The sequence below is a fragment of the Rhizobium sp. CF122 genome, from assembly GCF_000282035.1.
Classification (GTDB): domain Bacteria; phylum Pseudomonadota; class Alphaproteobacteria; order Rhizobiales; family Rhizobiaceae; genus Rhizobium.
Window position 1 is genome coordinate 91,725 of the sequence record NZ_AKKA01000096.1, and the last position, 21,637, is coordinate 113,361.

Sequence of the window (21,637 nt, forward strand, 5' to 3'; positions counted from 1 at the left end):
ACCTTCCCGGCAAAGATCAGAAGCTGTGTTTATTTTAGCCCACCACGGCCAATTAGGCAGTGCGGACCGTGACGGTGCCCACGAGAAAATCGTGGATCAACCGGCTGCGCTCGGTGAACAGGCCAACCAGCAGAATCAGCGGCGTCAGAACGGAGTTCAGGATCCAGAAAAGCGCCAGGTGAACGATGGCCGTCAGAAAGTCCATCCGCTGCCCGTCGACCCGCATGATTGCAATTCCCATTGCACGCATGCCGAGCGAGGCTTGATTGGAGCCACCGACGGTGAAGCCGAAATAGAGGCCAGCGACGATTACGAATAGTGCCGGATAAAGAAAGAATCCCAGGCCGAGCGTGACGATCGACAGGAAGAAAAGCACGACGGCTGCCGGGATGCAGAGCAGCAGAACGATCACGTAGTCGAGGATGAAGGCGAACACACGACGGCTCAGCGTGCCGCTATAGGCGCGCCAGTCGTCCGGTGCGGCATAGAGCGGGTTGGGAGTGAGCGTCATTGTTGCGGTCTCCTTGCGGGAAGCGATGCCGCTGATATGGTATCGCTTCCCGCAAATGCAATATTCGTGCAGGGGTCAGCGCTTGGCGAGAATCCTGGCCACCTCGACCGCAAAATAGGTGAGGACACCGTCGCAGCCCGCGCGCTTGAACGAGAGTAGGGTTTCTAGCATGGCCCGTTCACCGTCGATCCAGCCGTTCATCGCGGCGGCCCTGATCTGCGTGTATTCGCCTGAAACCTGGTAGGCGAAGGTCGGTAGACCGAACGCCTCCTTCATGCGCCAGCAGATGTCGAGATAGGGCAGCCCCGGCTTGACCATCAGCATGTCTGCGCCTTCTTCCACATCTAGCGCGGCGTCGCGGATTGCCTCAGTGCCGTTTGCCGGGTCGATGTAATAGGTTTTCTTGTCGCCCTTGAGCAGTCCGCCGGTCGAGATCGCCTCGCGGTAAGGGCCGTAGAAAGCCGAAGCGAACTTGGTGGCATAGCTCATGATGCCGACGTTCTGATGCCCTGCGGCATCGAGGGCGCGGCGGATAGCGCCTATTCTGCCGTCCATCATCTCGGAGGGGGAAATGATGTCGGATCCGGCATCGGCCTGCATGACTGCTGCACGCGCGACCTGATCGACGGTCTCGTCGTTGACGATCTCGCCCTGTCGCAGGATCCCGTCATGGCCGTGGCTGGTGAAGGGGTCGAGCGCGACATCGGTGATGACACCGATATTAGGCACTGCCTTCTTGATCGCGATCGTTGCCTGATTGATCAGGTTGTTGGCCTCGAGGCTGTTCGAGCCGGTTTCGTCACGCAGTTCCATCTCAATATTGGGAAAGGTCGCAATCGCCGGGATGCCAAGGTCAGCGGCTTCCTTGGCGGCCTCGACGAGCTTATCCACGCTCATGCGGTTGACGCCGGGCATCGCCGGTATTGGTTCGACAATGCCTGTGCCGGGAACGACGAAAACCGGCCAGATGAGATCGTCGGCCGTCAGACGGTTCTCCTGCACGAGGCGCCGCGTCCAATCGGCCTTGCGATTGCGGCGCATGCGCCGATGGCCGGTGATTTCGTCGACGAGATGGGTCTTGTCCTGCATGGTCGTTCCAGCTTTCTGCCATTCCATATTATCGAAGCGCTCATTATCATGGCGCCGCCGAAATCCAAACCGGACGATTGGCCGCAATGGAAGAGGCGCTGGCGAAGTCGCAATCGCAACCCTATTGTTTAAGACATGGACGCTGATTCCCCGACGATACCGAAACGGACGCTGACCAGCGTTCTCTTCATCCTGTTCTTGCGGCTTGTCGCCATTTCCTGCTTCTGGTTCGGATTGCAGTATTGGGCGATGCTGGTCGGCTATTCGCTGGTGGGGGCAGGCCGCTTTGATCTGCTCAGCCTTCCATGGAAGGTCGCAAGCACCTGCCTTGCCGTCTTGTTCCCTGTCGCGTCTCTCGGCCTGTGGCTTGCCGTCTCCTGGGGGCCTGTTATCTGGGTGCTCGCGGCAGGCGGACAGACCATCATGTACGGATTCATGCCGGAGGTGTTTGGAGCCAACCGGCTGATCGTTCTGCTCCATATAGCGGTAGCCCTGGTCTACCTGGGATTCCGCGCCGCGCTCTGGTACGAGAAGCGCAAGCGCCGTCAGCAGGTAAGCGTTGATTTACCCTGATACAACGCGGAGATTCGGTAAGGCACTGTTAAGCCTGCGGTTTAAGTAGAATTTTATTTGTATTCGATAGGGTCTGTCTCAAGGCGGGAAGAAAACCAACACCGCCAAACAAACAGTGAGGCAGTCATCATGAACACGAAAATCAAGCCGCAGGCGGTATCGAACTTCCGTGACCAGCAGGAACAGGGCATCCGTGATCTTTACATGGAATCCCTTCATCTTGTTGAACGTCTTCACCGCCGTCTCCTCGACGTCATCAAGGACGAGTTCGACCGTCAGGGTCGCAGCGACGTCAACGCCGTTCAGGCACTTCTTCTCTTCAACATCGGCAATTCCGAGCTGACCGCCGGCGAACTTCGCTCCCGTGGCTACTATCTCGGCTCCAACGTTTCCTACAACGTCAAGAAGCTGGTTGATCTCGGCTTCATCAACCACCAGCGTTCGCGCATCGACCGTCGCTCGGTCCGCATTAGCCTGACGGAAACGGGCCAGGACATCGCCGAAACCGTTGCCAAGCTCTATGAGCGCCACATCGGCTCGATCGACAAGGTCGGCGGCATCGGCACCGACGAATTCACGCAGATGAACAAGCTGCTGACCCGTCTGGACCGCTTCTGGAACGACCAGATCCTCTACCGCCTGTAATCTCTTAGGCCAACTTCCCTGCTGGCTTATTGGACCTCCAAGGCACGAAAGGGCGCAACGGTATGCCGTAGCGCCCTTTCCGCCGTTTGCTGCGCTTCCTGACGGGGCTACATATTCGGTCGCCAAGTTGATAATGACTTCCGCACGGACCTTCGGTCTTCGCGTGAATCAGGAGTTGCGGTTATGACGTCAGCTGTACTGGCTGCAAGCGGTGGGGTGAAGCAGGTCATCTGCATTAGCTGGGGAACGAAGTACGGGGCTCCCTTCATCAACCGCCTGTACGCCATGGTGAGGCGCAACATCACGCCGCCCTTCACGTTCACTTGCTTCACCGACAACCGCGCCGACCTGAATCCGGAAATTCTCTGCGAGGACCTGCCGCCGCTGGATGTCGAAAACATGCCGGTCAGGACGAAGGGCATCTGGCCCAAGGCGCGGCTTTGGGGTCCGAAGCTTGGAAAGTTGAGCGGCCCGGTTCTGTTTCTGGACCTCGATCTGGTGATTGTCGGCTCTCTCGATTCATTCTTCGAGGTTGGCGAACCGGATGACGTCATCCTGTCGCGCAACCAGACGACGCCGTTTGAACGCCTCGGGCAGACCTCTCTTTTCCGATTCCCGGTCGGCAAGCTCGTTTCGTTGCAGGAGAAGTTCCGAGCCGATCCGCAGGGCGTGGCCGACAAGTACGAATTCGAACAGCGCTTCGTGACGCGAAATGCGCCCGGTGGCGCGAAGTTCTTTCCCCGCCGCTGGGTCCTGCATTTCAGGCAGGATTGCCGCTGGCCTTTCCCGCTGAATTATTTCCTGACGCCGCGCCTACCCGCGAATGCCCGGGTGATCCTATTCCCACGCGATTTCCATCCGCAGTTCGCGGTCGAAGGGCGGTTCGGGTTGAAGGGGCGTGCGGCGCCACCGCTCGATCACATCCTGCATATGTTCGATCCGGAGCGGAGGAGGAACAAGTCGCCGTTCCGCTACCTGCGCCACTACATCCGCCCGACGCCATGGGTGGCCGACCACTGGCGCGAGTAATTCGGACCCCGTCAGCGGTCTCGTGACATCTTTGCAACGCATGGCAGGCAAGCATAATCGCCTGTATTCAAGCCGTTTTTTAGCCGCTATTAACCGCCACATTCTGTGGATCGGTATGGTTACTTGCGCATCGCCCGCCACCGACGGTTGAGCGTGGTTTAGGGCGACACGAATTGGCCATATTAGCATGTCAGCGGAAATACACAGCAAATGGCGCTTCCCCAATTGAGGTCCGATAACCTCGCGCTCCCTGCTCGCAATCATGTGATCGCCGGCAGAAAGATTGTGCGATGCGCCGTGGCGACGGGTTGATAGGGATTTGCGTTCTCGCAGGGATAGCGAAGGCCGCCGGTCTCTCAGGCAGCGGCAATTTAGTGGTTGGGATGAATGTCGAAGAAAATCAGAACTGAAGCTTTTTCTCGTCGGGCGTTTCTGACGTCTGCGGCAATGGTCGGCGCGGGCGCTTTGGCTGCCCCCGCATTCGCGCAGTCGGCGATTGATTCGCTCATCAATGCTCCGCAGCGCGGCGATTGGGACGACCAGTTCGATGCGAAAGCCGCGTCCCGCACGGCGACGGCCGTCGTTTCGAACACGCCGATTCTCGGACCGCAGTCGGTGCCGAGCATCCAACAGGCGATCGCCCAATATCAGCAGATCGCTTCCGCAGGCGGCTGGCCGGAGGTGAGCCCAAGCCAGCAGCGTCTGCAGATCGGCGTGACTGATCCGGCCGTCCAGAGCCTTCGTCAGCGCCTGATCATCACCGGCGACCTGCCGCAGGAAGCGGGCATTTCCAGTGCTTTCGACTCCTATGTCGACGGCGCCGTCAAGCGCTTCCAGGCGCGCCACGGTCTCCCGGCTGACGGTGTCATCGGCGAGTTCACCTTGAAGGCCATGAACATTCCGGCTGACGTTCGTCTGCAGCAACTGAACACCAATCTCATCCGCATTCAAACGTTCCCGGAAGAACTGGGACGCCGCCATCTGATGGTCAATATTCCGGCGGCTTACGTCGAGGCGGTCGAAGACGGCAGCGTTGCCACGCGCCATGCGGCCGTCGTCGGACGCATCAGCCGTCCCACGCATCTCGTCAACTCGAAGGTCTACGAGGTCATCCTCAACCCATATTGGACCGCACCGCGCTCGATCGTCGAAAAGGACATCGTGCCGCTGATGCGCAAGGATCCGACCTACCTCGAGAAGAATGCCATTCGCCTGATTGACGGCAAGGGCAATGAGGTGGCGCCGGAAACGGTCGACTGGAATGCTGAGAAGGCGCCGAACCTGATGTTCCGTCAGGACCCGGGCAAGATCAACGCCATGGCCTCCACGAAGATCAATTTCTACAATAAGAACGGCGAGTATATGCACGACACGCCGCAGCAGGGCCTCTTCAACAAGCTCATGCGCTTTGAATCCTCCGGCTGTGTCCGCGTTCAGAATGTGCGCGACCTGACGACGTGGCTGCTTCGCGAGACCCCGCCATGGTCGCGTCAGCAGATGGAGCAGGTCATCACGACCCGCGTCAACACGCCGATCAAACTCGCTGAAGAAGTGCCGGTTTACTTCGTTTACATCTCCGCCTGGGGCATGCCGGATGGCGTTGTGCAGTTCCGCGACGATATCTACCAGCTCGACGGCAATGCCGAGCTGGCGCTGGATACGACCGCTGGCACGGAGCAGCCAGTTCAGTGAGGCTCGAGCCTCTCGTTCGCTTTCAAGACCGCGTCTTTCGAGGCGCGGTTTTTTGTTGCGCGTAGATTGCCTAGCAAATGTCGTTCTCCGTATTGCCCTTGACAGGGCGGGGCGCTAATACCTTCGCGCATTCCAGTTGAGGAGCCCGCCCATGACAAATGCTTCCACCCAGACCTTCTTCAATCGCTCGCTCGCCGACACCGATCCGGAAATCTTCGGCGCGATCGAAAAGGAGCTCGGCCGCCAGCGGCATGAGATCGAGCTGATTGCTTCGGAAAACATCGTTTCCCGTGCGGTGCTGGAAGCCCAGGGCTCCATCATGACGAACAAGTACGCCGAAGGCTATCCGGGCAAGCGCTACTACGGCGGCTGCCAGTTCGTCGATATTGCTGAAGAGCTCGCGATCGAACGCGCCAAGAAGCTCTTCGGCGTCAACTTCGCCAACGTTCAGCCGAACTCCGGTTCGCAGATGAACCAGGCCGTGTTCCTCGCGTTACTGCAGCCGGGCGACACCTTCATGGGCCTCGACCTCAACTCGGGCGGTCACCTGACGCACGGCTCGCCGGTCAATATGTCCGGCAAGTGGTTCAATGTCGTTTCCTACGGCGTACGCGAAGGCGACAACCTGCTCGACATGGACGAAGTCGCCCGCAAGGCCGAAGAGCACAAGCCGAAGCTCATCATCGCTGGCGGTACTGCTTATTCCCGCATCTGGGACTGGAAGCGCTTCCGCGAGATTGCTGACTCCGTTGGCGCGTACCTCATGGTTGATATGGCTCACATCGCCGGTCTCGTTGCCGGTGGCCAGCATCCGTCGCCGTTCCCGCATTGCCACGTTGCCACGACCACGACCCACAAGTCGCTGCGCGGTCCGCGCGGTGGCGTGATCCTGACCAACGACGAGGATTTGGCGAAGAAGTTCAACTCAGCCGTCTTCCCGGGTCTCCAGGGCGGCCCGCTGATGCATATCATCGCCGCCAAGGCCGTTGCCTTCGGCGAAGCGCTGCAGCCTGAGTTCAAGGACTACGCGGCCCAGGTCGTCAAGAACGCCAGGGCACTTGCCGAAACCCTGATCGCTGGCGGGCTCGATGTCGTCTCGGGCGGCACTGACAACCACCTGATGCTCGTCGACCTTCGCAAGAAGAACGCGACTGGCAAGCGCGCCGAAGCAGCTCTCGGCCGGGCCTACATCACCTGCAACAAAAATGGCATCCCATTCGACCCCGAAAAGCCTTTCGTCACATCGGGCGTTCGTCTCGGCGCCCCTGCCGGCACGACGCGCGGCTTCAAGGAAGCGGAATTTAAGGACATCGGTAACCTAATCGTCGAGGTTCTCGATGGCCTGAAGGTCGCCAATTCCGACGAAGGCAATGCAGCCGTCGAAGCTGCCGTGCGGGATAAGGTTGTCAACCTGACCAACCGCTTCCCAATGTACGACTACATCGGCTAAGAGTAGCGCATGCGCTGCCCATTTTGCGGATCGGAAGACACACAGGTCAAGGATTCACGCCCGGCGGAGGACAACACGTCCATCCGCCGGAGGCGTATCTGTCCCGACTGCGGCGGTCGCTTCACAACCTTCGAGCGCGTGCAACTGCGCGAACTGATGGTCGTCAAGAAGACCGGCCGCAAGGTGCCTTTCGACCGCGACAAGCTGGTGCGTTCTTTCGAGATCGCGTTGCGCAAACGCCCCGTCGACCGCGACCGCATCGAGCGCGCGGTCTCCGGTATCGTTCGACGGCTTGAAAGCTCCGGCGAGGTTGAGATCAGCTCCGAGCAGATCGGTCTGCAGGTGCTGGAAGCATTGAAGAGTCTGGATGATGTTGGCTTTGTTCGCTACGCTTCGGTCTATCGGGACTTCTCTCATGCCGAGGATTTCGAGAAAGTGATTTCCGAGATCAACGCCAAGATCGCTCGCGATCCCTTGGACAACTAGCTGATGAGCGCTTCGGAAAACGACGCGCGTTTCATGCAAGAGGCGATCCGGCTGGGTCTCCTGCACCTCGGCCAGACATCCACCAATCCTTCGGTCGGCTGCGTCATCGTTCGTGACGGGCAGATCGTCGGCCGTGGCGTAACGGCAGTCGGCGGGCGCCCGCATGCGGAGCCGCAAGCTCTGGCCGGGGCCGGCGATCTGGCACGCGGCGCCACCGCCTATGTGACGCTCGAACCTTGCTCGCACCATGGCAAGACGCCGCCCTGCGTGGAGGCGCTGATTGCCTATGGCGTCGGTCGCGTCGTCATCAGCGTGACCGATCCGGATCCGCGCGTCTCGGGCAGGGGCATTGCCATGCTGCGCGATGCCGGGATCGAGGTCGAGTCCGGAATTCTTGAAGATGAAGGTAAGCGTTCGCTTGCCGCCTACCTCACGCGGCAGACAAAGAACCGGCCGTACGTGACTCTCAAGCTTGCGGTTTCTGCCGACGGTATGATCGGGAAAAAGGGCGAGGGGCAGATTGCAATTACCGGGCCTGCCGCACGCGCCGAGGTGCAGAAGCTGCGCGCTGAAACCGATGCGATTCTGGTTGGGATAGGTACTGCGATTGCTGATGATCCCTTGCTGACAGTTCGCACCCCAGGCCTTGAGACCCGCTCGCCGATCCGGGTCGTGCTCGACGAAGATCTCTCTTTGCCGCTCGATAGCAAGCTGGTTGCGACCGCCAAGCAGGTGCCGTTGATCGTCGTTGCAACCGAGCCGCCCCGCTTCGACGAAAGCGAGGACGCGGCCTTTCTTGCGCGCCGTGCCGCGCTCGATCGGGCTGGCGTCGAAGTCGTCCAGTGCAATCCCTACCGCCTGGACGAGCTGCTGCCTGCGCTCGCCTCGCGCGGCATTTCCTCGCTTGTTGTCGAAGGTGGTGCGCGGACGGCAAGGCTCTTCCTTGACGCCGGATACGTCGACCGGATTCTGCTCTATCAAGGCCCTGCGGTGATCGGGCAGGGCGGTATTGAATCGCCGGTGACGAACACCGATATGCCATCGGGTTTCCTGCGCAAGGGCACCTTCATGTTTGGCGACGACCGCCTGGACGAATACGAAAGAGAGCTTTGATGTTTACCGGAATTGTCACCGACATCGGCACGATAGAGTCCGTTTCCCCGTTGAAGGAAGGCATCAAGCTGCGTGTCGCCACTGCCTATGATCCGGCGACCATCGACATGGGCGCCTCGATCTCGCACGGCGGCATCTGCCTGACGGTGACCGGCCTGCCGAGCGACGGCAGCAACGGCCGCTGGTTCGAGGTCGAAGCCTGGGAAGAGGCTCTGCGTCTGACGACAATCGGAACGTGGAAGGAAGGTAGCCGCATCAATCTCGAGCGTTCGCTGAAGATCGGTGACGAACTCGGCGGTCACATCGTTTCCGGTCACGTCGACGGCAAGGCAGAGATTCTCTCTGTGACCGAAGAGGGTGACGCTACACGCTTTCGCCTGCGCGCGCCTGAACATCTCGCCAAGTTTGTTGCACCCAAGGGCTCTATCGCCCTGGACGGCACGTCGCTCACGGTCAATGCGGTCGACGGCACGGATTTCGACGTCCTGCTGATCCGTCACACGCTTGAGGTCACGACCTGGGGCGAGCGCAAGGCAGGCGACTTCGTCAATTTCGAAGTCGATACCATGGCGCGCTATGCCGCTAGGCTGGCGGAGTTCCCGACCGCGCAAGCAGAATGACGTCTCCATTGTAGTTGCATCGCTGGACTTCGCGGAAGCCGAGCTTGCGCGCTAGGCGTAGCGAGCGGTCGTTCTCGGGGTGGATGATGCAGGTCGTCGGTTTGGAGGGGAAGCGTTCTTCCGCCCAGGCAATCAGCGCCGTCAGCGCTTCGCTGGCGTAGCCGCGTCCTTGCGCGAAGGGCATCAGACCCCAACCGGTTTCCAGGGTGCCTTCCGTGGAGAGCGGATGCATGTCCCGCTTCATGTCGAGAAAGCCAGCTTCCCCGATGAAGCGCCCTGACTGCTTTTCCTCGATCGCCAGAAACCCGAAGCCCATGTAATACCACATGCCCGCAACGCGCAGCATGCGTGCCCAGGTTTGCTCACGGGTAGAGGGCACACCACTGATGAAGCGCACCACCGCTTCATCGCTCCACATCGTCGCATAGTCCGAAAAATCATCAACGGTGTGCGGTCGCAGCAATAGCCGCGCGGTCTCGATGGTCGGAATACTTGTCATTTCGAAGTGCTCTCTCGGATGGAAGTCATGCGCCGGGCTCACCATCCCAGTAGTCCAACTTACCGCTCTCGCTGCCGATAACGCGAAAGCGGTTCGCTTGTCCCCCGTCGCGATTGGTCTTGGCAAGAAATTTGCCGGAATCCGGATATTCGACGATTTCGGTCTTCGCCATTGTCGAGATGCCGAGGTAGATAAGAGGCGTCGAACCGGTGTTGATTATCTGGTGGGCTGTCTCTTGTCCTCCGGCAGGCGCACCGAGTGTGTCACCCTTCCGGATAGGGTAGCGGTCAGGGCCGAAGCGATACTCGCCGGTGCCCTCAATAATGAAAAACAGCTCATCCTCCACGTGATGGTTGTGGAACGGACAGCTGGATTTGCCGGGCGGAACTTCGTTGTAGCTTATGCCGAGACCTGCGAGACCGAGAAGCGAGCCAAACGAGGCATCCGCGCTTTCATACAGATCTCCCTGCTTCCAGTGTTCAAGCTCCACATCGGCGATGTTGATCACGGGCTTCGATACGGTGGACATTGTCTCCCTCCTGTTTCCGGAGAAGAGGCACCATCCCGCGAGAAAATACAACCGCAAAGCATCGTAAGGGCGACAGGCTTCCGCTGTCGCCCTTGCTTTCATCGATAGTAGACGGTGATACCGCCATCCGCGGCCTGGTCGGCATTGACGATGTTACCCAACAGGACGCCTCTGGCGTTGAGTTGATGCACAAGAGGCTTGTTGACGGCAATAGCGGCACGGATCATCTGGATGTCGTTTACGCTGCGCGCGGCGAAGGACTTGGGGTCCCCGATATTTCCCGAGCCGCCGTGATCGTACACCTGCCGAACATCGAGATTGCGGCCGCTGAAGCTGCGCAGCGTTCGTTCGATGCCCGAAGGGGTGTTCATATCCAGACTTTCCGCACGGCTGGCGTCTGCGAAGGCAAGAGTGGCGACTGCGGAGGCGATGGCGGCAACGCGATTCATGGGAGTATCCTTTCATCTGCTCTGACGATCGGCCGTCGGCAGTGGATCGTCAGCGTTACACAGATGAAATTGGTGTCCAGATCATCCGCCTTCAACCAATAAGTATCTGGAATTTAGTTACAAATTGTTCATGCGGATCGCCCTTCATTTGCCATCTTCGAGGCGCCGGGGCTGCCTTCGGCGCAAGGCCATGCAAGGATTGTCAACCATGCCCCTGCCGTGATTCCGGATTTCGCATCCAAACCGAGTTCGGAATTTGCTTGCCATTCGGGTCGCGGCGTGTTTTGACCGCGGCCTGCCGATTGGCGAAGTCCTCTAGCTACCGAAGGTGAAGCATGGCGCGAGAAACCGCTCCCCACATTCTGATCGTTGAAGCACGCTTCTACGACGACATGGCCGATGCCTTGCTTGAAGGCGCGACCTTCGCTTTGAAAGAGGCCGGCGCGACCTATGAGGTCGTCACCGTTCCCGGCGCTCTCGAGATTCCAGCGGCGATTGCCATGGCGCTCGACGGAGCGGATAATGATGGTACGCAGTATGACGGGTATGTCGCCCTTGGCATGGTCATCCGCGGCGAGACCTACCATTTCGATATCGTGTCGAATGAATCCTCGCGCGCGCTGATGGATCTGGCCGTGAGCGAATCCCTTGCCATTGGCAATGGCATTCTGACTGTTGAGAATGACGATCAGGCTTGGGCTCGCGCCCGCCGTTCAGACAAGGACAAGGGCGGATTTGCCGCCCGCGCAGCTCTCACGATGATCGAGCTGAAGAAAAAGTTGGGTGCATAACGAATGAACAACGAGAACTCGGAGCGTCCCGTCAAGACCGCAAACCAGCGAGGTGCTGCGCGCCTGGCTGCCGTTCAGGCGCTCTACCAGATGGATATTGGCGGTACCGGCGTCCTGGAAATCGTCGCCGAGTATGAGGCGCATCGCCTCGGTCAGGAACTCGACGGCGAGACCTATCTGAAGGCCGACCCCTCCTGGTTCCGCTCCATCGTCTCCGGCGTCGTACGAGAACAGCGTCGACTTGATCCGCTGATCGCCTCCGCTTTGCAGGACGACTGGGCGCTGTCGCGTCTCGATAGCACGGTCCGCGCGATCCTGCGTGCCGGCGTGTTCGAGATCCTCGATCGTAAGGATGTTCCCGTCGCGGTCATCGTGACGGAATATGTCGAGATTGCCCAGGCCTTCTTTAGCGAAGATGAACCGAAGCTCGTCAATGCGGTGCTTGACCGCATCGCGAAGCAGGTTCGCGGCGAAGCCAAGAAGTAGCGTTTTGCCGGGGCCGTGGCCCCGACCTCCAGAAACTCCCGGTTCCCATTGTGCTGCAAGGGCTTTTGGCGTTTGCGGGCTTGACGCGCCGTTTTCCTCCACGCAATCTCCGCGCGGCGTTGCAGCATTTCTGTGGGAGGAAATCGAGTCGGCGTATTCGCAGCCGGAGAGGGAGTGAGCTCCGGCTCTTTTGGAGGAAAGAGCGAAATGAGCATTCTTTTATGGGTAATAGCATGCGGTCTGCTCTCGGTGGTCTATGCCATCTGGGCAACCCGGTCGGTGCTTGCCGCCGATCAGGGCAACAAGCGTATGCAGGAAATTGCAGGCTATATTCGTGAAGGTGCGCAGGCGTATCTGACGCGCCAGTACAAGACTATCGCAATCGTCGGCATCGTCGTTTTCATTGCAGCCTGGCTGCTGCTCTCCGGCACGGCTGCAATCGGGTTCCTCATCGGCGCGGTTCTCTCCGGCGCCGCCGGCTTCATCGGCATGCACGTCTCGGTGCGCGCCAACGTCCGCACGGCGCAGGCAGCATCTCAAAGCCTGGCGGCCGGCCTTGAAATCGCATTCAAGTCGGGTGCCATCACCGGGCTTCTGGTGGCCGGTCTCGCGCTTCTTGGCGTGTCGATCTACTACTACGTTCTGACTGTCGTGCTTGGGCACGAAGGCAGCTCTCGCGAGGTAGTCGATTCACTCGTCGCGCTTGGCTTTGGTGCGTCGCTGATTTCGATCTTCGCCCGTCTGGGCGGCGGCATCTTCACCAAAGGCGCCGACGTCGGCGGTGACCTCGTCGGTAAGGTCGAAGCGGGCATCCCGGAAGATGATCCGCGCAACCCCGCCACGATCGCCGATAACGTCGGCGACAATGTTGGCGATTGCGCCGGTATGGCCGCAGACCTTTTCGAAACCTATGTCGTGTCCGTCGTCGCAACGATGGTTCTCGCCGCGATCTTCTTCGCCGGGGCGCCCATTCTTCAATCGGCGATGCTCTATCCGCTTGCGATCTGCGGCGCGTGCATCATCACCTCGATCATTGGCACATTCTTCGTCAAGCTCGGCAGCAACGGTTCGATCATGGGCGCGCTCTACAAGGGCCTGATCGTCACGGGTCTGCTCTCGATCATTGGTCTTGGTGCCGCCACGTCGCTTACGATCGGCTGGGGCTCAGTCGGCACCGTCGGCGGCGCAGAGGTGACCGGAACCAATCTGTTCGCCTGTGGATTGATCGGCCTCATCGTTACGGCACTGATCGTCGTCATTACCGAATACTACACCGGCACCAACAAGCGACCGGTCAATTCGATCGCCCAGGCGTCAGTGACCGGCCACGGCACGAACGTCATCCAGGGACTTGCCGTCTCGCTGGAATCGACGGCGCTACCCGCCATCGTCATCGTCGGCGGCATCCTGGCGACCTACCAGTTCGGCGGCCTGTTCGGCATAGGCATCGCGGTCACCACCATGCTCGGCCTTGCGGGCATAATCGTCGCGCTCGATGCCTTCGGTCCGGTCACCGACAATGCCGGCGGCATCGCCGAAATGGCGCATCTGCCGCCGGAGGTGCGCAAGTCGACCGATGCGCTCGACGCGGTCGGCAACACGACGAAGGCCGTGACGAAGGGTTACGCGATCGGTTCCGCTGGTCTCGGTGCGCTGGTCCTCTTCGCCGCCTATGCCAACGACCTGCAATATTTCGCCGCCAATCCCAGCCAGTATCCGTACTTCAACGGCGTCGGCGAAATTTCCTTCAGCCTGTCTAACCCCTATGTCGTTGCCGGCCTAATCTTCGGCGGCCTCATCCCATACCTGTTCGGTGGCATCGCGATGACCGCAGTGGGTCGTGCCGCCGGCTCGATCGTCGAGGAAGTGCGCAGGCAATTCCGCGAAAAACCGGGCATCATGGAAGGCACTGAACGGCCAGACTACGGCCGGGCCGTGGACCTGCTCACCAAGGCAGCGATCCGCGAGATGGTCATCCCATCGCTGCTGCCGGTGCTGGCGCCGATCGTCGTCTATTTCGGCATCCTGCTCATTTCCGGCGGCGACAAGGCATCGGCTTTCGCGGCACTGGGCGCATCGCTGCTTGGCGTGATCGTCAACGGCCTGTTCGTCGCGATCTCGATGACCTCGGGCGGTGGCGCCTGGGACAACGCCAAAAAGAGCTTCGAGGACGGTTTCGTCGACAAGGACGGCGTTCGCCACATGAAGGGATCGGATGCCCACAAGGCTTCGGTGACCGGTGACACGGTCGGCGATCCCTACAAGGACACGGCGGGTCCGGCCGTCAATCCGGCGATCAAGATCACCAACATCGTCGCGCTTCTGCTTCTTGCCGTTCTGGCCCGAGGTTAACCGCGAACGAACACAAAAAAACCCGCCGGAGCGATCCGGCGGGTTTTTCTTTGGGAGTTCGATCCCCGTTAGCGCAAGCTGGCCGGATTCTGCGGGGAGGCCGGCTGCGAGGTGCCGCCACCGAAGAGGCCCTTGGCAGCGTTCGCGGCGCTGCCGCCGGACAGGAGTTGCTGCAGGAAGGTGAAGTCCTTGCCGCCTGTCGGGGTGACGCGGGTAATCGTATCGAAAACCTTGCCGTCCTTGAGGGTGTAGTTCGCGCGACGCGTAACGATGCCGTCCTTGTCGAAATAGATCGCCAAAACGCTCTGGTCGACGACTTTCATCTTCTGGAAGGCCATGGAGCGCTCGCGGCGCTGTGAGATGTAATAGAAGACTTCGCCATCGAACGTCGCCGTCGTTGACGGCGTGCCCAGGGATAGGAGAACCTGCTCGCGGCTCGATCCTTCCGGGACGAGATTCAGAGACTGCTCGTCGGCGACATACCCGCCATTAAGGACGGTTCCTGTCTGGCAGCCCGAAAGTCCGGCGGAGGCGATCATGATGGCAATGGCGGCATTGCTGAGGAATTTCTTGTCAGACTTGAAATACCGTTTCGTCAACGACATCTACTCCCTAAATTATGAATGGCAGCCACCGGCCTCAGATCGCTGATGCAAAACCATTGTGGCCATTCCGGGGTCAGACGTCCCGTTGGCTCGTGCGGACAGATGGGGGTGCTGTCCCGAAAGTGGCCACCTTCGGCATTGCAATTCGCGCCTGCTTCGGTAAACCAGCTTTCGAAATCATGCAACAAGGCCGGACGCCGCTTGGCGTCAAGAATGAGGCCTTTCCGGAAAAAACGATGATCTTCGGGCTCTTTGGCAAGAAAAACAACAATCAGGCAATCGTTGATCGGCAATATCAGGCATTAACGTCGGCCGCGCGGATGCCGGAACTCTATGAGCGCCTGAATGTGCCGGATACGGTCATGGGGCGCTTCGAAATGCTCTCCGCGGTGATGATCCTCTTCTTCCGGCGCACACGAACCTCTGAGACGAGCGGCCAGGAAATCGCACAGGAAATCGTCGATGCCTTTTTCCAGGACATCGACTACTCCATTCGTGAACTGGGGATCGGCGACAACAGCGTGCCGAAACGCATGAAGAAGCTGGCGGGCATGTTCTATGGCCGCCTCGAGGCTTACTCCAAGGCGATGGACACCAGGGATGCCGAAGGGCTTGCCGCTGCGCTTGTCCGAAACATCCATCCCAAGACGACCGAGCCGGTCGATATGCGCGGTCTCGCGGGCTGGATGTTCGAGGCCGAGGACCATCTTTTGTCTCAGTCGGAAGACGTCATCGCGACAGGCTCGGCGACGCTCCCGAAGGTTGCCTGAGGAGAAGACGATGAAGAACAAGAGAGATGACGTGCCATTCTCTTACCTCGTAAATGTCGGTCATATATCGGCCAATCCTGTCGAGGTGCATCTGGAGGCCGACAAGCGGGAACTGGCGGCGCTCGCCGAGCGTTGGAATGTCCTTTCTGTGGACAGCCTCAAAGCCGAACTTCAGATTGCTCGGTGGAAGCGCGACGGCATCCGCATGAAGGGCAGGGTCCAGGCAAATATTGTCCAATCCTGCGTCGTTACCCTCGATCCGGTTCCATCCGCCATCGATGAGACCTTCGAGCAGATCTTCGTGCCTGAAAATTCGAAGCTTGCGCGTCGGCCAGCCAATGATGCCGGTGAGATGGTGCTCGATCCTGACGGTCCGGACCTTCCCGAGAGCTTTACCGGCGATACAATCGATGCCGGTGAGGTCGTGACGGAATTCGCGGCTCTTGCGATAGATCCTTATCCCCGCAAGGCAGGTGTCGAGTTCGGCGGTCACGTAGAAGACACTGGAGAGAATGATAAAAAGCCGTCCGCCTTCGCCGTGTTGAAGGATTGGAAAAAGGACTGAACGCCGTTGGGGATTTGACACAATTCAGTTGTAAGCGACGGGAAAACCGGTATTTTGGCCGAAATTTCGCCCGCCGGAGGCGAAAAATAAGGATCAGGGACGCGTGATCAGAATTTCTATCGACCTCATGGGTGGCGACCATGGTCCCCAGGTTGTCATCCCCGGCGCCGCCAAGGCACTGGAAAGACATCCCGATATTTCCTTCGTGATGTATGGTTTGAAGGAACAGTGCGAGCCGGTTCTCGACAGGTTTCCAAAGCTTAAGGAAAAGACTGTCTTCCACGATTGCGAACTGGCCGTCCGTATGGACGAGAAGCCGAGTCAGGCGCTTCGCCGCGGTCGTTATGTCTCCACCATGTGGCGGACGATCGAGGCGGTGAAGACGAAGGAGGCCGACGTTGCCGTGTCGGCCGGCAATACCGGCGCCCTCATGGCGATGGCCAAGTTCTGTCTGCGCACGATGGCCAATATCGAGCGGCCGGCGATCGCCGCCATCTGGCCGACGCTGAAGGGCGAAAGCATCGTTCTCGACGTCGGCGCGACGATCGGCGCGGATTCGCAGCAGTTGATGGATTTCGCCCTCATGGGTGGGGCAATGGCCCGCGCGCTGTTTGAGATCGAACGTCCGACGATCGGCTTGCTGAACGTCGGTGTCGAAGAGATCAAGGGGCAGGAAGAGGTGAAGGAGGCGGGGCGGCTGCTCCGCGAGGCGAACATCGACTCGCTCGAGTACTATGGCTTCGTCGAAGGAAACGATCTCGGCAAGGGGACCGTCGACGTCGTCGTGACCGAAGGCTTCTCCGGCAACATCGCGCTGAAGGCGGCCGAAGGCACTGCGCGCCAGATCAGCGAGTATCTGCGCGCCGCAATGTCGCGCACGCTGCTTGCCAAGATCGGCTACTTCTTCGCCAAAGGCGCGTTCGACATGCTGCGCGAAAAGATGGATCCGAGCCGGGTTAACGGCGGCGTCTTCCTTGGCCTCAACGGCGTCGTCATCAAGAGCCACGGCGGCGCCAGCGCCGAGGGCATCGCTGCAGCCATCGAGGTCGGCTACGACATGGCCAAGAATGGCCTCAATCAGAAAATAGAAAACGATCTTCAAAAGTATCATGCCAAGCGGCTGCCCCCGATCGGGCCGGAAGCCGCATGAGCGACGAGGTTTAAGCAATATGATCCGTTCAGTTGTTCGCGGGTTCGGAGCCGCACTTCCGAAACGCGTTATGACCAATCGCGACATGGAAGATGTCGTGGACACATCAGACGAATGGATTGTCCAGCGCACTGGCATCCGCCAGCGCTACATTGCCGGCGAGGGCGAGACGACTTCGTCGCTCGGCGAAGCGGCAGCGCGCGCAGCGCTCGACCGGGCTGGTCTGACCCCGGCCGACATCGATGTCATCATCTGTGCCACCTCAACGCCCGATAACACCTTTCCGGCGACTGCCGTCAATATCCAGAACCGACTGGGCATGCACCATGGCTTTGCCTTCGACGTGCAGGCCGTGTGCACGGGCTTCGTCTACGCAGTGACGACCGCCGACGCCTATATCAGGGGCGGTCTCGCCAAGCGTGTGCTGGTGATCGGCGCCGAGACCTTCTCGCGCATTCTCGACTGGAACGATCGCACGACCTGCGTCCTCTTCGGCGACGGCGCCGGCGCAATCGTGCTGGAAGCTGCGGAAGGCGAGGGCACGACCGTCGATCGCGGCGTGCTGACGGCGCATCTGCGTTCCGACGGCTCCCACAAGGAAAAGCTTTACGTGGATGGTGGCCCCTCGACGACTGGCACAGTTGGCAAGCTTCGCATGGAAGGCCGCGAAGTCTTCAAATATGCGGTCGGCATGATCACCGACGTCATTCAGGCTGCCTTCGACGCGACAGGGACGACTGCTGACGATCTCGACTGGCTCGTGCCGCACCAGGCCAATCGTCGCATCATCGATGGTTCCGCCAAGAAGTTGCATATTGCTCCAGAGAAAGTAGTCGTTACGGTTGATCTTCACGGCAACACCTCTGCCGCCTCGATTCCGCTCGCGCTGGCGACGGCTGCCGGCGATGGCCGCATCAAGGAAGGCGATCTGGTGATGCTGGAAGCGATGGGCGGCGGCTTTACCTGGGGCGCCGCACTCCTGCGCTGGTAACCCGAAAATCCAAAAAACTACCGACGAACAAGAGCTTGACCGTGAGGCGCAAGACAAATACTCTTTATTCGCTTTCATAATATAATTGGCAAATGGGCGGGGAAACCATGACCGGAAAGACAGTGACGCGAGCAGACCTGGCGGAATCGGTTTTTCGCAAGGTCGGTCTTTCGAGAACCGAATCTGCTGAGCTCGTGGAAACTGTCATCGACGAGATTTGTAACGCGATTGTTCGCGGCGAAACTGTCAAGCTTTCGTCTTTTGCGACCTTCCAGGTGCGCGACAAAAATGAGCGCATCGGACGTAACCCCAAGACCGGCGAGGAAGTGCCGATCTCTCCCCGCCGCGTCATGACCTTCAAGGCGTCGAATGTCTTGAAGACGCGGATTCTCAAGGCGCATACCCTCCGCAAGACCAAGCAGAAGACCGCCAATCCGGCCTCCTGATCGGACCCAAAAAGAGAGAATCGTTCTCTCGTTTGCCGACAACAACTATAATCTTCCCTGAACGATCTGTGCGGTATTCAAGACGTGACTTGAATTCACGGCGTCAAACCGTTGAAATATGATGAGTCGCGGCTCGGTTCTGGCGTTCGTGAGATACAGCCGCGTCTTATCAGCCGAACAGACGCGCGGCACGCCCCGAGACCGCGTAGGGAGTAAGGATGTTGGATAAGAGCCCCGATGCGTTCCGCACCATCAGCGAGGTGGCGGACGACCTAGACCTTCCACAGCATGTCCTGCGCTTCTGGGAAACGCGGTTTCCGCAGATCAAGCCGATGAAGCGCGGCGGCGGCCGACGTTACTACAGGCCCGAGGATGTCGATCTCCTGAAGGGCATCCGGCACCTGCTCTATGATCACGGCTATACCATCAAGGGTGTGCAGAAGCTCTTGAAGACCAATGGCAACAAGTTCGTCATAGCGATCGGACATGGCGACCTTGCCAGCGTTCAGGCATTGACGGGCGGCCAGCAGGAGGGCGCCGATGCCGCCGAACCGCGGGTCGGGATGTCCGAGGAGGATCAGCTCGTCGGCCGCGCGAAACCACCGATCACCCGCCGGTTTTTTAATTTTGGCGGTGGCGATGAAGAATCTCCCGAAGTTTCGATCGGCAAGTCGAGCATCGGTAAGGAGGATCGGGCTCTGCTCCAGGAAGCACTCTACGATCTCCTCGAATGCAAGCGCTTGCTGGACCAGGTTCGCTGAGCGCCAGGCGCCTTTGGCTTAGTGAGTGAAACGTCGCGCGTCTTCGGGCGCAGCCTCTGCCGGGTTCACAGCAGTTGGCCGAGTTCAATATCAGTCAGTACCAGGGAAACTTTCGTGACCGCCTCTCATTCCGTTCCCGGCAAATTCTACGACGCCTTCCTGTTCGATATGGACGGCACGCTCTTGAATTCCATTGCGGTGGTCGAACGCGTCTGGAGCGAATGGGCGATCCGGTATGGCTTCGAGCCGGAGGTCTTCCTCAAGACGATCCACGGCATTCGCGCGTCCGACGTCATTCGGCAACTGGCGCTGCCAGGCGTAGATCCGGAGTATGAGGCAAGGCAATTGCTGAAGGAGGAGATGGAAGATGTTGGGGGCATCGTCGCGATTCCCGGCGCTATCGATTTCCTGAACGGCATTCCGCCGGAAAAGTGGGCGATCGTAACGTCGGCACCGATCGAACTCGCCAGGCGCCGCATGGCAGCGGCTGGCATTCCCACACCGGTAGCAATGGTAAGCGGTGAAGAAGTGGCGGCCGGCAAACCGAGCCCGGAATGCTACCTGCTGGGCGCCAAACGCCTCGGAGTCGATCCGACGAAATGCCTGGTGTTCGAAGATGCCGTTGCCGGTATTCTCGCAGGCGAAGCGGCGGGGGCAGATGTGACGGTCATTACAGAAACGCATACGACGCCGTTCGCAACGCCGCACTTTTCGATCCCCGATTATCGGGGTTGGCGTGTCGACAGCGGCCCCGACGGCCGCGTTGCGTTGGTCAAATAGCTGCTGCTAGTGCTTGCGCTGTTGCTGCGCCTGCTTCTTCATGCGCTCGAAGGCAGCAAGCATCTTTGCCTTGACCGAACCCAGTGTTCCCAGTTCGTGGCCGCAGGTGAAGCAGATAAGTATATCGGTGTCGAGCGGCTCGGGTCGCTCGAACTTCATTCGGGTGTTCCTGCATTTCGGGCAGGGGATCTCGATCTGCATGTTCTTATCCAAAGTCTTGCGTTTCGCAGGTCTCTTAGTCGGGTAGGGCGGATCGAGCAAGCCTTTTGAGCTACCTGCCAATAGCGGCAGTTTCCTGCGGTTCGCAGGCGAAGGCAAAACTATCGACAAGCGAAGAAAGTCGAGTAGCCTCCGACCACGGATACTCCCGCATATCGCAGGTTAGGTCGAAGCAGGTTCGTGTTATGGCCCGGGGAACTCCTCCAGCCAGAAAAAAGCTGCTGTGGAGTCATATATCCAACACCGACGTTTTCCGAACACACCACACTGAGGCCCGCAGCTCTGGCTTGAGCCGATCTCTGGCGGAAGCCATCGTGGCTGATGGTTCTTCGAGCTGCTTGGTACCGGCTATGTTGCCGGGCCAACGCTTTCAAAGTGCCATTTGCGGCGAGGGGAGATAGGCCACGGCTCGTCCTGTAGGAATTGATGAGAGTCAGCGTCTGGGCGCCAAAATCGCCTATCGTCGTTGGCTGCTGTGCCGCACTTATGCATGCCGAACTCAGAACCACAATTGCTATTGTTTTTAGGGTTTTCATGGTCGGATTTCCCCATCTTGGCAACGATTCGCCTTTGGCTGGTCTGCCATGGAGCAGACACAAAGCAAGCGGTCTTGGCAACCGAGGTGCGCCACGGGACTGTTATATCGCGCGGACGGCCGGCTGTGTTTTGCCGCAGAGGGCGCCGAGCGCTTGAGATTCCATAGGTTCGGTAAAAAAGTCGAGCCACATTGGGTTGTTACAGGTCTGTTCGCCGTGGCGCTCGAGGTGCCAAGCGTCGTTGGTGACAATCCGGGCGATACACTAGGAAATTAGGTCAGAAACGGGTCATCCGTGGGATCGGCCCATGACCGGGGGATTGCTACCGTCGATCCCTCGAAGTTGCTGATATGCCAATATCAATCGCGCGTCTGGTCGCGAAGTGTCCACATCTTTCGTCGTTTAAGGTGAGTTTTGCTGTTTACATTTGTTGTTCACATTTGCTCAAATCAGATTTGAGCTTTGAGAAGCCCTTCTCACGCTCGACGTTACGATGCGCG

The 21,637-nt window shown here is 59.4% G+C and carries 26 protein-coding genes; 18 read left to right on the forward strand and 8 right to left on the reverse strand.

The window, feature by feature from the left end:
- Positions 1–52: 52 nt before the first annotated feature.
- Positions 53–511: an RDD family protein gene (locus tag PMI09_RS25140; protein WP_007801043.1), complete on the reverse strand. Its 459-nt coding sequence runs from the start codon at positions 509–511 to the stop codon at positions 53–55.
- A 75-nt stretch (positions 512–586) separates the two neighbouring features.
- Entirely contained in the window at positions 587–1,600 is a 1,014-nt protein-coding gene (gene hemB / locus PMI09_RS25145; protein ID WP_007801045.1) for a porphobilinogen synthase, read from the reverse strand.
- Positions 1,601–1,735: 135 nt separating this feature from the next.
- Here hemB and PMI09_RS25150 point away from each other — a divergent pair, with 135 nt between their 5' ends.
- The 8 genes from PMI09_RS25150 to PMI09_RS25185 all read left to right on the forward strand — a co-directional run bounded on the left by PMI09_RS25150 (position 1,736) and on the right by PMI09_RS25185 (position 9,208).
- Positions 1,736–2,173: a DUF6163 family protein gene (locus PMI09_RS25150; RefSeq protein WP_007801047.1), complete on the forward strand. Its 438-nt coding sequence runs from the start codon at positions 1,736–1,738 to the stop codon at positions 2,171–2,173.
- 129 nt (positions 2,174–2,302) lie between these two features.
- Positions 2,303–2,818, forward strand: a complete 516-nt coding sequence (gene ldtR, locus PMI09_RS25155; RefSeq protein ID WP_007801049.1) for a transcriptional regulator LdtR — start codon at positions 2,303–2,305, stop codon at positions 2,816–2,818.
- Between the two features lie 183 nt (positions 2,819–3,001).
- Positions 3,002–3,847, forward strand: coding sequence for a hypothetical protein (locus tag PMI09_RS25160; protein ID WP_007801051.1), 846 nt, complete (start codon positions 3,002–3,004; stop codon positions 3,845–3,847).
- Positions 3,848–4,234: 387 nt separating this feature from the next.
- Positions 4,235–5,539 carry a L,D-transpeptidase family protein gene (locus PMI09_RS25165; RefSeq protein WP_037084017.1) on the forward strand — a complete coding sequence of 435 codons (1,305 nt, stop codon included), beginning with the start codon at positions 4,235–4,237 and terminating at the stop codon, positions 5,537–5,539.
- A gap of 151 nt (positions 5,540–5,690) precedes the next feature.
- Entirely contained in the window at positions 5,691–6,989 is a 1,299-nt protein-coding gene (glyA, locus tag PMI09_RS25170; protein ID WP_007801054.1) for a serine hydroxymethyltransferase, read from the forward strand.
- 9 nt (positions 6,990–6,998) lie between these two features.
- The gene (gene nrdR, locus PMI09_RS25175; RefSeq protein WP_007801056.1) at positions 6,999–7,475 is read left to right on the forward strand and encodes a transcriptional regulator NrdR; all 477 of its coding nucleotides are present in this window, start codon (positions 6,999–7,001) and stop codon (positions 7,473–7,475) included.
- A gap of 3 nt (positions 7,476–7,478) precedes the next feature.
- Positions 7,479–8,588: a bifunctional diaminohydroxyphosphoribosylaminopyrimidine deaminase/5-amino-6-(5-phosphoribosylamino)uracil reductase RibD gene (gene ribD, locus PMI09_RS25180; protein ID WP_007801058.1), complete on the forward strand. Its 1,110-nt coding sequence runs from the start codon at positions 7,479–7,481 to the stop codon at positions 8,586–8,588.
- Entirely contained in the window at positions 8,588–9,208 is a 621-nt protein-coding gene (locus PMI09_RS25185; protein ID WP_007801061.1) for a riboflavin synthase, read from the forward strand. Before ribD ends, PMI09_RS25185 begins: the two co-directional genes overlap by 1 nt.
- Here the strand turns inward: PMI09_RS25185 and PMI09_RS25190 are convergent.
- From PMI09_RS25190 to PMI09_RS25200, 3 genes are all read right to left on the reverse strand, one after another.
- The gene (locus tag PMI09_RS25190) at positions 9,171–9,707 is read right to left on the reverse strand and encodes a GNAT family N-acetyltransferase (protein WP_037084043.1); all 537 of its coding nucleotides are present in this window, start codon (positions 9,705–9,707) and stop codon (positions 9,171–9,173) included. The two genes, PMI09_RS25185 and PMI09_RS25190, sit on opposite strands and share 38 nt — an antisense overlap.
- Before the next feature lie 25 nt (positions 9,708–9,732).
- Positions 9,733–10,236 carry a cupin domain-containing protein gene (locus PMI09_RS25195; protein ID WP_007801065.1) on the reverse strand — a complete coding sequence of 168 codons (504 nt, stop codon included), beginning with the start codon at positions 10,234–10,236 and terminating at the stop codon, positions 9,733–9,735.
- 98 nt (positions 10,237–10,334) lie between these two features.
- Complete coding sequence (locus PMI09_RS25200; RefSeq protein WP_007801067.1) at positions 10,335–10,685, reverse strand: hypothetical protein; 351 nt, start codon at positions 10,683–10,685, stop codon at positions 10,335–10,337.
- A 335-nt stretch (positions 10,686–11,020) separates the two neighbouring features.
- Between PMI09_RS25200 and PMI09_RS25205 the strand changes: the two genes are divergently transcribed.
- From PMI09_RS25205 to PMI09_RS25215, 3 genes are all read left to right on the forward strand, one after another.
- Positions 11,021–11,476: a 6,7-dimethyl-8-ribityllumazine synthase gene (locus PMI09_RS25205; protein ID WP_007801069.1), complete on the forward strand. Its 456-nt coding sequence runs from the start codon at positions 11,021–11,023 to the stop codon at positions 11,474–11,476.
- Positions 11,477–11,479: 3 nt separating this feature from the next.
- Positions 11,480–11,962: a transcription antitermination factor NusB gene (gene nusB / locus PMI09_RS25210; RefSeq protein WP_007801071.1), complete on the forward strand. Its 483-nt coding sequence runs from the start codon at positions 11,480–11,482 to the stop codon at positions 11,960–11,962.
- A gap of 207 nt (positions 11,963–12,169) precedes the next feature.
- On the forward strand, positions 12,170–14,314 hold the full coding sequence (locus PMI09_RS25215) for a sodium-translocating pyrophosphatase (RefSeq protein ID WP_007801073.1): 2,145 nt from the start codon (positions 12,170–12,172) through the stop codon (positions 14,312–14,314).
- 68 nt (positions 14,315–14,382) lie between these two features.
- Here PMI09_RS25215 and PMI09_RS25220 read toward each other — a convergent pair whose 3' ends face one another.
- Entirely contained in the window at positions 14,383–14,919 is a 537-nt protein-coding gene (locus tag PMI09_RS25220; RefSeq protein ID WP_007801076.1) for an outer membrane protein assembly factor BamE, read from the reverse strand.
- 179 nt (positions 14,920–15,098) lie between these two features.
- On the opposite strand from PMI09_RS25220, the gene PMI09_RS25225 reads away from it, so the two are divergent.
- The 7 genes from PMI09_RS25225 to PMI09_RS25255 all read left to right on the forward strand — a co-directional run bounded on the left by PMI09_RS25225 (position 15,099) and on the right by PMI09_RS25255 (position 20,382).
- On the forward strand, positions 15,099–15,689 hold the full coding sequence (locus tag PMI09_RS25225) for a ubiquinol-cytochrome C chaperone family protein (RefSeq protein ID WP_193385421.1): 591 nt from the start codon (positions 15,099–15,101) through the stop codon (positions 15,687–15,689).
- A 10-nt stretch (positions 15,690–15,699) separates the two neighbouring features.
- Entirely contained in the window at positions 15,700–16,254 is a 555-nt protein-coding gene (locus PMI09_RS25230) for a YceD family protein (RefSeq protein ID WP_007801079.1), read from the forward strand.
- Positions 16,255–16,357: 103 nt separating this feature from the next.
- Positions 16,358–17,404 (forward strand): phosphate acyltransferase PlsX, encoded by a 1,047-nt coding sequence (gene plsX, locus PMI09_RS25235; protein ID WP_007801081.1) that lies wholly within the window; start codon positions 16,358–16,360, stop codon positions 17,402–17,404.
- A 19-nt stretch (positions 17,405–17,423) separates the two neighbouring features.
- Positions 17,424–18,395, forward strand: coding sequence for a beta-ketoacyl-ACP synthase III (locus PMI09_RS25240; RefSeq protein WP_007801084.1), 972 nt, complete (start codon positions 17,424–17,426; stop codon positions 18,393–18,395).
- 107 nt (positions 18,396–18,502) lie between these two features.
- Complete coding sequence (locus tag PMI09_RS25245; protein ID WP_007801086.1) at positions 18,503–18,841, forward strand: integration host factor subunit alpha; 339 nt, start codon at positions 18,503–18,505, stop codon at positions 18,839–18,841.
- Between the two features lie 218 nt (positions 18,842–19,059).
- Positions 19,060–19,602 (forward strand): MerR family transcriptional regulator, encoded by a 543-nt coding sequence (locus tag PMI09_RS25250; RefSeq protein WP_007801089.1) that lies wholly within the window; start codon positions 19,060–19,062, stop codon positions 19,600–19,602.
- Positions 19,603–19,716: 114 nt separating this feature from the next.
- Positions 19,717–20,382 carry an HAD family hydrolase gene (locus PMI09_RS25255; RefSeq protein WP_007801091.1) on the forward strand — a complete coding sequence of 222 codons (666 nt, stop codon included), beginning with the start codon at positions 19,717–19,719 and terminating at the stop codon, positions 20,380–20,382.
- Positions 20,383–20,388: 6 nt separating this feature from the next.
- Here PMI09_RS25255 and PMI09_RS31505 read toward each other — a convergent pair whose 3' ends face one another.
- Both PMI09_RS31505 and PMI09_RS30690 read right to left on the reverse strand, forming a co-directional pair.
- Entirely contained in the window at positions 20,389–20,583 is a 195-nt protein-coding gene (locus PMI09_RS31505) for a hypothetical protein (RefSeq protein ID WP_132592224.1), read from the reverse strand.
- A 119-nt stretch (positions 20,584–20,702) separates the two neighbouring features.
- Positions 20,703–21,137 (reverse strand): CAP domain-containing protein, encoded by a 435-nt coding sequence (locus PMI09_RS30690; RefSeq protein WP_081499116.1) that lies wholly within the window; start codon positions 21,135–21,137, stop codon positions 20,703–20,705.
- Between the last annotated feature and the right edge of the window lie 500 nt (positions 21,138–21,637).